The sequence below is a fragment of the Paenibacillus sp. MDMC362 genome (genome assembly GCF_003269305.1).
GTDB lineage: Bacteria > Bacillota > Bacilli > Paenibacillales > Paenibacillaceae > Paenibacillus_AQ.
The window spans coordinates 1-12,631 of sequence record NZ_QLYT01000103.1 but is presented as its reverse complement, the minus strand read 5'-3'; the positions used below and the strand labels follow the sequence as shown (position 1 = coordinate 12,631).

Below are 12,631 nucleotides of genomic sequence, written 5' to 3'. Positions count from 1 at the left end.
CGCGTCAGCGACAGTTTCAATCCAATTCTTGCCCTTATTCCATAATCTTATCTGGCTCGGCAACCTGATTGATCTTACTTTTGATATGCTTCTCGCTTCCTAGATAATATCTCTGAACCGGATGTAGTCGGTCATCAAGATTATATACAAGCGGAATACCCGTTGGGACGTTCAAATCAATAATCTCTTTTGAGCTGCTATTTCCAGAAACATGATTAATGCCCGTAGACTATTGCCATGTGCGGCGATAATGACAATTTTACCCGATTTGATCTGCGGTGCAATTTCCTTATCCCAATAATCCCTAACCCGAACAACCGTTTCCTTGAGGCTTTCCGTAATACGAACTGTTCTTCCTTAAGTAATCTGCCGGCATGTAAAGCCTCTTGAATTCCTTTATCCGACAAGTTTACATCCATCCAGCCTGTAAATAAATTTGCTTTGTTCCACAGACTTTCTCCATGTCTAATCAAAAACCAATTTATGCATCTGTCTCCCATCCTTCCTGATGAACTCGGTTGGAACCCCATAATTCTGGACAGATGATAGAACTTACCCTATACTGCCTTCCATCTCCAGCTTGATGAGTCTGTTCATCTCAACCGCATATTCCATGGGCAGTTCTTTCGTGAACGGCTCGATGAAACCCATTACAATCATCTGGGTCGCTTCGTCTTCGGACAGGCCGCGGCTCATCAAGTAGAAGAGCTGGTCCTCGGATACCTTGGAGACGGTCGCTTCGTGTTCAAGCGTGACATTGTCGTTCATGATCTCGTTATAGGGGATCGTATCTGACGTGGACTCATTATCGAGAATGAGCGTGTCGCATTTGATGTTCGACTTAGCTCCGGAAGCTTTTCGTCCGAAAGAAGCCAGACCGCGGTACGTGACTTTACCACCGTGCTTGCTGATTGATTTCGATATGATAGTCGATGTTGTATCCGGAGCCAGGTGAATCATTTTAGCCCCGGCGTCTTGATGCTGTCCTTTGCCGGCTACCGCAATCGAGAGCACAGAACCTTTGGCGCCACGTCCTTTTAACAATACGGAAGGGTATTTCATCGTTAGCTTGGAGCCAATATTGCCGTCCACCCATTCCATTGTTGCGTTTTCTTCGGCTACCGCCCGCTTTGTCACCATGTTATAAATGTTGGGAGCCCAATTTTGAATGGTTGTATATCGCGCACGGGAATTTCTCTTACAGATAATTTCCACAACGGCACTATGGAGCGAGTTCGTGCTGTAAATCGGTGCCGTGCAGCCTTCTACATAATGCACAAAGCTGTCTTCTTCTGTAATAATGAGTGTCCTTTCAAATTGTCCCATGTTCTCCGAATTGATGCGGAAATAAGCTTGCAAAGGGACCTCGCATTTTATCCCTTTCGGGACATAGACAAAGCTTCCTCCTGACCATACCGCACTGTTAAGTGCAGCAAATTTATTATCGCTCGGGGGAATAATGGTGCCAAAATATTGGCGCAGCAGATCCGGGTGCTCGCGAAGAGCCGTATCCGTGTCTGTGAAGATGACCCCTTGTTCCTCCAGTTCTTTCTGGATGCTGTGATAGACGACTTCGGATTCATACTGGGCCGACACTCCGGCAAGAAACTTCTGCTCCGCTTCCGGTATACCAAGCTTGTCAAAGGTTTGCTTAATCTCAATCGGCACTTCCTCCCAGGTTTTTCCCTGCTTCTCGGAAGGCTTGACATAATATTGGATATCATTGAAATCCAGTGCTCGCAGATCGCCGCCCCATGCAGGCATCGGCATACTTTGAAACAAATCTAGCGACTTCAGTCGAAAGTCGAGCATCCAGCCGGGTTCACCCTTCATCTCCGATATGGTGGCAACAATCTCACGAGTTAGTCCCTTGCCGGATTGAAACACCGCTTGATGCGCATCTTTGAAGCCATACTGATATTCTCCCAGCTCCACCATTTCCTTGGCCATATGTTATCATCCTCCTTATTCAGATAGCTTGCTCGATCTATTCCTTGATTTGCCCCAGCTTTTGTTCCACCAGCGCTTGCATCTGAGTGGCTACACCTTCCAGCGGTACTTCGGCCACGACGGGAGCGAGGAAACCATACACGATTAACCGCTCGGCTTCTACGCGGCTTATGCCTCTGGACATCATATAATACAGTTGTTCCGAATTGACTTGTCCGACACTGGCGGCGTGACCGGCTTTCACATCGTCTTCATCAATCAACAGGATCGGATTGGCGTCGCCGCGCGCTTCGGGATGCAGCATCAATATTTTTTCTGTCTGCTGACCGTTCGCCCCGCTTGCCCCCTTCTCAATTTTGGTGATTCCATTCAATATCGCCGTTGACTGCTCTCTCATCACCCCCCTGATTACCATATCGCTTGGAGAATTCTTACCAAAATGAACCGTCCGGGCTGTGATATTCATCGTCTGACTGCCGGATCCCACCAGGATTGACTTTATATCCGAACCAGCCCCTTCGCCTTTGAGTACCGATGCTGTATCGCTCATCGACTTGCCCCAGTTCATTTCGCCAATCAACCAGTTCACTCTTCCGTCTTGTTCAACGATTGCACGCCGATAAGTCAGGTCGATCGAGTCTCTTTCCAGTTGGTGCAATGACACCACATTGACGGTTGCACCTTCGCCTACGAATACTTCCATAATGGCTTGATTCACCGCCACACTCTTATCTAGTGAGGACATTGTATTCTCCACCAGCGTTACGGAACTGTGATCCTCGGCTATCACTAAAACATGCGGCATAAAGAGCGTATCGGATTCGTCTACATAAAATAGCGTCTGCAGCGGGGTCTCTACATTTACCCCCTCAGGAATGTAAATAAAAGCTCCGCCCCTCCAGTGCGCGGCATGCTGCGCCGTAAGAAGATTCTCTTCTGTCTGCACGGCTTGCATGAAATAAGGCTTTACAAGTTCCGGATACTGCTGTGCCGCTGTTTCCAAATCGGTCAGAATCATTCCTTGCTTCTGTAACCCTTCTGTCAGGTGCTTGATTAATGGGCCTGAATTCCGCTGTACCAGCAGATTGTCCGTATACACCCATTTTTTTATGGATTTCGGCAGTTCATCTAGAGACATCGCCAGCTCTGGCATACGGCAAATACCTTGCTGCTGTAAAGGCCAACGCTGCAGATTCGTCTTTTCAAGTTTGGGCAGCTGCAAGTTGCCGGCGGCATCCAATCCTCTCTTCCTCAAGATGGTCAGCCAATCCGGTTCCGCTTCATATGGTAGTTGCCCTGAACCCTGGTTCTCTGCACTGTACATTGTCATGTTACGGCTCTCCCCTTTCAGATACGCGGTGATTTGGTTTGCATCGGCATTTGAAACGACTCTTCTTTGTCCGGCGCCGCAGCTTCCTCTGTAATACCCAGCTCTTCTTTGATCCACTCATATCCGTCCGCTTCTAACCGCTCCGCTAATTCGGGACCCCCGGACTTTACGATGGTTCCTTGCATCATCACGTGTACGAAGTCAGGCTTGATATAATTAAGCAGGCGCTGATAGTGCGTAATAATTAAAAATCCGCGGTCTGCACTGCGTAAAGCATTGACCCCTTCAGCAACGATGCGCAATGCATCAATATCCAGACCGGAGTCGATTTCATCCAGAATGACCATAGAAGGCTCAAGCATCATCATTTGCAAAATTTCATTTCGCTTTTTCTCCCCTCCGGAAAAGCCCTCGTTCAAGTAACGATGCATAAATTCCGGATTCATCTCCAGCGTCTGCATGCTTGCTTCCATCATCCGCACAAATTTGATCAACGAGATTTCCTGGCCTTCTTCACGCTTTACATTGATCGCACTACGCATGAAATCGGAATTTGTTACCCCCGTGATCTCACTCGGATATTGCATGGCCAGAAACAATCCCGCGCGTGCCCTTTCATCCACTTCCATCTCTAACAGATCTTCTCCGTTCAGCGTAACAATCCCCTCCGTCACTTCATACTTGGGGTGCCCCATCAAAGCCGAGGCCAATGTACTCTTCCCTGTTCCATTCGGTCCCATCACGACATGAATTTCTCCGCCATTTACCGTAAGGCTCAGACCTTTCAAGATTTCTTTCCCTTCTACTGCCGCCTTCAATTGTTCAATCGCAAGTCTCACTGTCATTTCATCGCCACTCCTTTTCGTATGCATCTTTCAATCGTATTCTTACAAAAACTACCGATCAGATACTTGTCCATATCAACGTATTTTCACTTTTCTAAATCTCGGTGGTCATCTCCAATCATCTCTATTTTGTTTACTAGTAAACATAATAAGTGATAATGATTCTCATTGTCAACAATAATTTGAGAAAATACCGTGGAGATACCGGTCATGGAAAGCAAAAGTCCCGGGTTCCTTGACTAGATATCAGGTAATGCATAGGCTAAAATAGAATGAGCAACATGATGGTTTCATCAAATGAAAACTGAGTTAATTGAAGGAGTATCCATGAAAAAAGATAAGGAAATACTTCACGACCATGGACAAGATTTAAGCCATGCTTTAAAGCAAATGCCTGATGTGGAATATTTTCTGGACGGAGCCACTGTCTTTCAACAGCTATGCGATGGCTCACGTTTGCGAATCCTTTGGTTACTCTGTCATTGCGAGGAGTGTGGAAACAATATTTCAGCCGCTCTTGGCATGAGTGCCGCGTCTGTTTCTCATCACTTGAAATTGCTGAAGCTCCATGGTCTCATCAAAAGCAGACGTGCGGGGAAAGAAGTTTATTATTCTCTTGCCGACAATGAAAGGGCACGTTTGGTTCATCAAATGATCGATGATTTTTTTCAAATGACTTGTCCGAAAAAAGGACTTGCAGATCACAACCTCAATCGATAAAAAGGAGGCGTGTTACTCACGGAATTTATCCGATAACACCCCCCTCGACATTAAGCCAGCACTCTTTCATCTTGTTCTCGGACTGCTGTTTTTCGCGTATTGAGTTTTTTAACGTTGAGTGCTCGGATTGCGTTGATAATTGCAATGACGGATACTCCAACATCAGCGAATACGGCTCCCCACATGGTTGTAATGCCAAGCGCTCCCAGAACCAGTACAATGCCTTTGACACCCAGAGCAAAAATGATGTTTTGTTTGACGATACGGAGCGTCTTTTTGCTTATCTTCATCACTGTGGCGATTTTGGATGGCTCATCGGTCATGATCACAACATCCGCAGCTTCGATCGCCGCATCGGAACCCAAGCCGCCCATGGCTATGCCGATATCGGCGCGAGCAAGAACGGGTGCGTCATTGATGCCGTCACCGACAAAGGCCAGTTTTCCGTGGGTGCTCTTCTCCTTCATTAATTCTTCCATTCGTTCAACTTTATCCGCAGGCAATAGTTCAGTATATGCTTTGTCCAATTTGAGCGTAGCGGCAACCTTTTTCCCTACGGCATCGGCATCACCGGTCAGCATGACGGTCTGCTTGATTCCTGCCGATCTCAAAGCTGCGATAGCGTGCGGGGCGTCCTCCTTAATTTCATCCTCAATGAGGATATATCCCATGTACTCATTGTTTACAGCCAGATGAACTACGGTACCTACAAGTTTCTTATCTTTGTAGAATATACGTTCACGTTTCATGAGCTTGGCGTTGCCCGCCAACACGACTTTGCCATCGATCACAGATTTCACGCCATGGCCGGCGATTTCTTCGATATCTTTGATGCGGGAGGAATCAATGGTTCTGCCAAATGTCTTCTTGATGCTCTGTGCGATGGGATGGTTGGAGTAATCCTCCGCATATGCCGCCAATTCCAATAACTCCTGATCGGTCATTTTATCGGAATGCATCTCACTGACGACGAAGCTGCCTTTTGTCAGCGTACCGGTTTTATCAAATACGACCATCTCTGTTCTAGCCAAAGCCTCAAGATAGTTGCTGCCCTTCACCAAAACGCCGGATTTGGATGCCCCGCCGATTCCGCCGAAAAAGCTGAGAGGTACCGAGATAACCAAAGCACAGGGACAGGAAATGACAAGGAAGGTCAGCGCTCGTTCAACCCACATACCGAATGACTGACCCGTGATAAGCGGTGGAATGATGGCCAAAATGACCGCCGCGAAAACAACGATCGGGGTATAATATCGAGCGAATTTTGTAATAAAGTTTTCACTTTTGCTCTTTTTGTCGGAAGAATTCTCAACCAGCTCCAGTATTTTTGCTACCGTGGACTGGCTGTATACTTTGTTCACTTGAATGGTCAGTTTACCGGTTTGGTTGATGCAGCCGCTAATCACATGTTCTCCAGCATGTACTTCCCGCGGAACTGACTCACCCGTAAGAGCTGAAGTATCGATTGCGGAAAAACCGTCTGTAACAACTCCATCCAGAGGAATTCGCTCGCCAGGCTTCACAACAACGATTTCATTAACTTGTACTTCTTCTGGGTCGACCTGTATCATTTCCCCATTTCTAAGCACATTGGCATAGTCGGGACGAATATCCATCAGTTCGGAGATGGACCTGCGGGATTTTGAAACGGCATAGGATTGGAACAGTTCGCCCACCTGATAAAACAGCATAACGGCAATACCTTCCGAATACTCACCAAGACAAAATGCTCCGATCGTGGCCACTGACATCAAGAAGTTCTCGTCGAAGACTTGTCCTCGCGAAATGTTTCTCACCGCTTTCCAAATGATGTCTCCTCCAACGATGAGATATGTGGCGAAATATAGCAGGAATTCAGCGATGCCCTCTAACTTTAGCAGTAGTGCCGCTACGAAACCAACAGATGCAATAAGGATACGTACTAACTGTTTTACTTCCTTTTTTGACATGTCTCTCTCCTCCTCCTATTTGAAAATGCAGCGGCTGTATTTATCACAACCACTGCTGTCTCAAATAGCGCAATTTCTCTACCTAAGCATCAATGGATACATCCGGTTCGAGTTTTTTTATGATTCTCTTGGATTCTTCAAGAACGGCGTTGAATTTATCCTCTGGAGCCTCCAAAATCATCCTTTGTCCCATAAAGTTAACTTTAACCTCAGTAACATCAGTCAACTTGCGAATACCATTTTCGATCTTCGCTGCACAATTCGCACAATCCAGATTTCTCAGCTTATAGGTCTTTTTCATAAAAACTACTCCCTTCAAATATCAAACTTTTTCCATTCAATCAAACGATACATCAATCAAATGATCGTTTGATTGATTAAAAGTATGATCCTCTTCATTATTTTTTTCAATAGAATTTGGAAAGTGAATCCGTTTGGACTAAAAGTTCGACGGAATGGAATAACTCTATCGATATTGGGTGTGAACGAACTCACACGAACCGGTTGATTTCTGATTGAAGCCCAGGTTTCTTGGAATTTGTCAATTTGAATTCGTGTATACTAAGATGGTGAAAATAGAAATTATATCGGGGGAGAAACAAACCTATGGAGGAATTTGCTCTTTCACATATCAGTACAGGAACGATTGTAGCACGGAACCAAGATCATAATGTTTACCAGTTGGATCCTAAGCATGGGCAAGGTACTGCCTCCGTTCATGCTGTAATGCCTGGTGTTGAAGTGATTAGCTTAAACTTTCAGACGAGTCGGTATATACCAACCATTCACTCCAAGCGCAACATACTGGAATTAAATCACTGTAAAGAAGGACGAGCCGAGTGTAAAATGAACGACGGGTGCCTGCAATATATAGGCGAAGGTGATTTGTTCATGAACACAATGAGCAACCACAGTCAATGTATTGAACTTCCATTGGGTTACTATAAAGGGATAAACATTACGATTGATTTGGAAAAGTTTGCAGGACACTTATCGGAATATCTGCCTGATTTTCCAATTGATGTTCCAGAAATAGCTCATCGCTTCTTTTTAAACGATGCGTGCTTTTTTATTCAAGCAAAGGAAGAGATCCAGCATATCTTCTGTGGTATGTATTCGGTTCCTATAGAGGCCAGAACCACTTATTTCCGCCTTAAAGTACTCGAGATTTTAATATATCTTTATTATTTTGATGTCGTCAGCGAGAAACAAAAGACCATTTATGCCCGACAGCAAGTTGATATTATCAAACAGATTAAAAAGAAAATGATCCAAAATCTTGAACAAAGATTTACGATTGAAGAACTAGCACAGCAATACTGTATCAGTCCTACTGTACTCAAGACCACTTTCAAAGGAGTATATGGCGTCTCCATCGCGTCATATATGAAAGAGTATCGTATCAGGCAGGCAGCTTCTATGTTACATAAGACTCAAAAAAGTATCGGGGATATTGCTCTGGCGGTGGGATACAAAAGTCAGAGTAAATTCGGAGCTGCTTTTAAAGAGATTTATGAAATGAGTCCTCTCGAATACCGAAGCAAACATTAAATCAATGAATATGACGGTTGCCACAAGTTATGGGCCACATGCACCATTCAATTCTTTTTACAAATGTTACCTGCCAACGAACTGGCATGGAATTCCCATTTGAACTTCGTATGCAGTTTTTACTTTCTCCTCCTGTCATACACCTTTTGAACGATGAGCCTTACAGGACCCATGCCCAGCTATTCGTAAAAATCCAATATACAAGCAGCGCCGGGAACCCTGGGTGCTGCTTGTTGACCTAAAGTGGCAGTCAGCAAGCCAGTCGGGGCAATCGCCAGTCTCTTTACAAGATCTAATGTATATAAAAAGCCTGTTTGCCCCTACGATACAGTGGTTGCAAACAGGCTTTTTGAATCCGCTTAGATCGTGATATATCTTCGTTCAATGCCAACCACAGCACCGCCAACCCGAACCTGGTTGATTTCACCGCTATCGCTCAGGCGCAATCCTACCTTGATTTCAGAAGGACAATCCATCGAATACCCTTGCCTGAACTTGACGTTCTCCACTTCCCGCAAAGATCGTTGGCCATGTTGGTACAAATAGCTGAGCAGGGCACCGTTGGATGTTCCTGTCGCGCTCTCCTCGGGAATATCGTACAGCGGCGCAAAATTCCGGCACTCCGCAGCAGCATCGTCTGGCGTATCCAGCGTGAACAGATGATATCCAACCACATCATATTTTTCGCTTATGGCGGTTATAGCGTCAAAATTTGGCTTAACCTCATTCAATAGCTTCCTGCTGCGGATCGGAATCAAAATGTCCCGCAGCCCTGTGGAAACAATCTGGATGGGCAACCCGGATTCCAGATCCTCAGCATCCATCCCCAAAGATGGGGCGATTTCCTCACAGGATATCCTTTCAAGAAAATGTGGTAAAACCTGTGACAAATAAACAAGACCCTCGGAGCTAATAGCGACATCCAAAATCCCTGCCTTAGTTTCTATCGTATAGGAGGTCCCTTCCTTTGCCAAACCTAGCGAATGCATCAGTCCAAATGCAGCAATCGTGGCGTGTCCGCACAGATCAACTTCGCTGGCGGGGGTGAAATAGCGGATTTTGTAATCCGCAAGCAAGGATTTTTCCATGAAGGCCGTCTCCGAAAAGCCTAATTCCTTCGCTATGAGTTGCATTTCGGCAGCATCCAGTGAAAGGCCATCTTCCAAGACAACGCCTGCTGGATTACCGCCACGCTCCCCTTTTGCAAACGCATTTAACGTATACACTTCCACATTCATGTTCCGCTCGTCCTCTCCTTATCAGGTCCATTACACCACGGACAGTTATGCCGACCTTCAACATTTGCACAAGCTCGCCGTTTTCCGAACAGACCGGACTCTCTTGCTCTTTGAATCGGAACCCGTCTCGATAGCATCCCGTATCCTTAACGTTCAATATGAATCCCCTTCCATTTCAAACAATTTGTAACTATCCAGCCGGAGAATCTGTAGGTACAACTAATTGGATCATTAATAAAGAAAAATAAGACGACTATATTTAGCACTACGCTGCCCGTTAGTGTAATGCTCCTTCGAAAGACTGAGATCCAGCTACTACAAATAAAGCAATCTTCTTGGCGGCTTCCTCTTTATTCGTGGTGACGCTACCTTTGGCCCATTGCAAGGCACCTTCATGAATGATTTGTGCAAAAATAGGCACAAACATGTTCTTTTCGTTATCGTTATACATTTGTTTCAAACTTTTCGACAAAAAAGCCTTCAATTCATTTAGTATTTTTTCTTGCATTTGAGGTAAGACCAAGCCACCATAGCTGCTGCGACATTCAATGTTCGGTTGTTGATAGAAATCAGATACCGCTAAAATGAGTTGATATATACTGTCCTGATCGAATTTCACAACACCTGAAGTATGGTTTTTGATAGAAGCTGAGGCGAAATCCCCCATAATAAAATCGATTAAATCGTATTTATCATTAAAGTGTGCATAGAATGTAGCCCGATTAACCTGCGCTCCCCTTGTTATATCCGCTATTGTAATTTTTTCAAAATCCTTTTTAGAAGCCAAATTGAAAAAAGCATTAATCAATGATTGTTTCGTTTGAGTCATTCGTATATTCCTTGCTTTTGTCGCCATATCCTTCACCTCTAACCCAACAATTTATTATTCTTGTGGCTATAGCAACATTCGCACAGGGTTGTTGATTGTTGCATTAAACCTTTGGCTGTATAGTTTTCATTAAAGCAACATATGTTTCTTTTAATATATCATAGATAAGGAGCTAACGAATAATGAAAACGATTGTCATCGTTGGTGCAGGTCTTGGATTAGGTTTGTCTCTAGCCAAAAAATTCGGAAAGAATGGATTTAGGGTAGCAGTGATTGCACGTAACCCTGAGAAATTAGCAATTATCGAACGTGAACTAAGAGGACTAAATATTGAAACGCAATCTTTTGTAGCGGATGTTACGGACTTAGCTGCTTTAAAACAAGCCATTCAAGCAGCTAAACAAGAGTTTGGTTCGATTGATGTACTAGAATTTAGCCCTTATGCCAGGGAGGATAAGTTCACAAACGTGCTAGAAACTACGCCTCAAAGTGTATTAGATATAATGAAAAGTTATTTGCTGGCCGGCGTACTTTCCGTTAATGAGGTTCTACCGGATATGATAAATAACGGTTCTGGTGCAATTTTATTTACAACAGGCGTATCAACTATGTTCCCATTACCTTATGCCGGGAATGCCGGAATCGTTGGGGCTGGTATTCGTAATTATGCCGCAAACCTGCACAATGAGTTGAAAGAAAAAGGTGTGTTTGTCGGACATCTTTCAATCGGAGCCATGATACAACCCGGAACAGAAGGGGACCCCGATGTTATTGCTGAAGCTTGGTATAATTTATATGAGAAAAAGGACCATTTTGAAGAAATATTCCCTCCAGGGCTTGATCCAACTAAAATTCTTGGTGAAAATTAATACGAAAGAGATAAGACAACTATTGAAATGATAGTTGTCTTATCTCTTTTAATGCCTAGAGCAATCTCAAATCGACAATCGGAACATGTTTTTGTCCCTCGACAGGACTTTCTACAACCATATCCATTGTTCCATTGACATATTGGATCAAACAGTGAATGCATCAAGAGATGCGTTGTTTAATTATAATGTCTAATACCATATTGTTTACGCTTTGCCCGCTACCTCCTCGATTTGTTTCAGCCACGCCGTACGCGTCGCCTCGTCGGAGCTCGGTACGGACTCGAAAAATAGATGGTGCAACACCTCCATACCGCAATATTCAAATATTCCTTTGTCGGATGTCAATATTAACGCTTTGTCCATACCGCTAGCTGCATATTGGGCATGTGATTTCCCTAGCGTGTTGATGATTATGGCTTTTTTGCCTTTCAGCAATCCTTTCTGCTCCCCATTCACATAACGATAGGCAAATCCGTAAGTAAAAACCCGCTTAATAAAACCTTTGACGATTGCAGGCAGTCCGGTCCACCAGATCGGATAGATGAAGGTAATCACGTCAGCCCATTTCAGATACTCCTGCTCCTGCTCAATGTCTTCACCTACGCCGCCTAGTATCTCGCTACTGCTAATGACGGGCTGGAACTCCATCGCATACAAATCGCGTACCATAATCTCATGTCCTTTTTGACGGAGGCTTCGAACGGTAGTTTCCAAAATAGCATGGTTAAAGCTTACTTTTCTCGGATGGGCATACACGATCAAATGGTTCATAGGGATATCTCCTCTCATTTAGCGCTTCAAATTGTGATAATTATTGATTGATCAATTACATTTACATAAAAACAGCACATACCTCGATCTGTACATCTGTAATACCACCTGCTCCAATACATGGTAGACAAGACTCCCCTCGCCTCCCCTAAGTCTTGTCTGATGACTTAAAGAACCCGTAAATCTAGTCAGTGAGATTAAGAGAATCTAAACGACACGCACCTCAAGATAAGTCGCTTGTCGATATTTGAATATGGATATTTAGTAATTGATCAATCACTAACATGTTGACTATTTTATGTCTTCTTTCTCTGAAATGCAACTCATATTTCGTCATTTTTACATAAAATTTCATAATTCCATAGTTTGAGGCCCTCTGTAAATGAATAAACTTGTCGCGATTTCATATTCGACGTTCAACCCACTGCCTTAACAGTATCATGTCAGTAATGTATATTTGACTCAAATACAATTATATAAAATACAAAGTCACTAATCTAGCGACTTTGTATTTGGGCATAATCAAATTTTGATGTTAGTTCGTTCAATCTGAGATTCTATTACATCATATAGAGC

11 protein-coding genes and 1 pseudogene are annotated in these 12,631 nt (G+C 44.1%); 3 read left to right on the top strand and 9 right to left on the bottom strand.

The genetic code is table 11. The features are described 5' to 3' along the window. Positions 1-34: 34 nt before the first annotated feature. From DP091_RS30890 to sufC, 4 genes and pseudogenes are all read right to left on the bottom strand, one after another. Positions 35-500, bottom strand: a pseudogene (locus tag DP091_RS30890) (2,3-bisphosphoglycerate-dependent phosphoglycerate mutase). A gap of 52 nt (positions 501-552) precedes the next feature. After that, on the bottom strand, positions 553-1,950 hold the full coding sequence (gene sufB, locus DP091_RS30885) for a Fe-S cluster assembly protein SufB (protein ID WP_113061828.1): 1,398 nt from the start codon (positions 1,948-1,950) through the stop codon (positions 553-555). A 37-nt stretch (positions 1,951-1,987) separates the two neighbouring features. Next, positions 1,988-3,280 carry a Fe-S cluster assembly protein SufD gene (sufD, locus tag DP091_RS30880; RefSeq protein ID WP_113061827.1) on the bottom strand — a complete coding sequence of 431 codons (1,293 nt, stop codon included), beginning with the start codon at positions 3,278-3,280 and terminating at the stop codon, positions 1,988-1,990. Between the two features lie 17 nt (positions 3,281-3,297). Then, positions 3,298-4,125, bottom strand: coding sequence for a Fe-S cluster assembly ATPase SufC (gene sufC / locus DP091_RS30875; RefSeq protein ID WP_113061826.1), 828 nt, complete (start codon positions 4,123-4,125; stop codon positions 3,298-3,300). 327 nt (positions 4,126-4,452) lie between these two features. On the opposite strand from sufC, the gene DP091_RS30870 reads away from it, so the two are divergent. Next, positions 4,453-4,845, top strand: a complete 393-nt coding sequence (locus tag DP091_RS30870; RefSeq protein WP_113061825.1) for an ArsR/SmtB family transcription factor — start codon at positions 4,453-4,455, stop codon at positions 4,843-4,845. 50 nt (positions 4,846-4,895) lie between these two features. Here the strand turns inward: DP091_RS30870 and DP091_RS30865 are convergent, their stop codons facing one another. Beyond that, the gene (locus DP091_RS30865; protein ID WP_113061824.1) at positions 4,896-6,794 is read right to left on the bottom strand and encodes a heavy metal translocating P-type ATPase; all 1,899 of its coding nucleotides are present in this window, start codon (positions 6,792-6,794) and stop codon (positions 4,896-4,898) included. A gap of 82 nt (positions 6,795-6,876) precedes the next feature. Continuing rightward, positions 6,877-7,095, bottom strand: a complete 219-nt coding sequence (locus tag DP091_RS30860) for a cation transporter (protein WP_113061823.1) — start codon at positions 7,093-7,095, stop codon at positions 6,877-6,879. Positions 7,096-7,400: 305 nt separating this feature from the next. On the opposite strand from DP091_RS30860, the gene DP091_RS30855 reads away from it, so the two are divergent. Next, positions 7,401-8,345: a helix-turn-helix domain-containing protein gene (locus DP091_RS30855; RefSeq protein WP_113061822.1), complete on the top strand. Its 945-nt coding sequence runs from the start codon at positions 7,401-7,403 to the stop codon at positions 8,343-8,345. A gap of 359 nt (positions 8,346-8,704) precedes the next feature. Here the strand turns inward: DP091_RS30855 and DP091_RS30850 are convergent, their stop codons facing one another. Beyond that, complete coding sequence (locus tag DP091_RS30850) at positions 8,705-9,583, bottom strand: PhzF family phenazine biosynthesis protein (protein WP_113061821.1); 879 nt, start codon at positions 9,581-9,583, stop codon at positions 8,705-8,707. Between the two features lie 277 nt (positions 9,584-9,860). Then, positions 9,861-10,439, bottom strand: coding sequence for a TetR/AcrR family transcriptional regulator (locus DP091_RS30845; protein WP_113061820.1), 579 nt, complete (start codon positions 10,437-10,439; stop codon positions 9,861-9,863). Positions 10,440-10,594: 155 nt separating this feature from the next. Here DP091_RS30845 and DP091_RS30840 point away from each other — a divergent pair, with 155 nt between their 5' ends. Beyond that, a complete protein-coding gene (locus tag DP091_RS30840; RefSeq protein ID WP_113061819.1) occupies positions 10,595-11,281 on the top strand; it encodes an SDR family NAD(P)-dependent oxidoreductase in 687 nt (228 codons plus the stop codon). 207 nt (positions 11,282-11,488) lie between these two features. Here DP091_RS30840 and DP091_RS30835 read toward each other — a convergent pair whose 3' ends face one another. After that, the gene (locus DP091_RS30835; RefSeq protein WP_113061818.1) at positions 11,489-12,055 is read right to left on the bottom strand and encodes an NAD(P)H-dependent oxidoreductase; all 567 of its coding nucleotides are present in this window, start codon (positions 12,053-12,055) and stop codon (positions 11,489-11,491) included. Between the last annotated feature and the right edge of the window lie 576 nt (positions 12,056-12,631).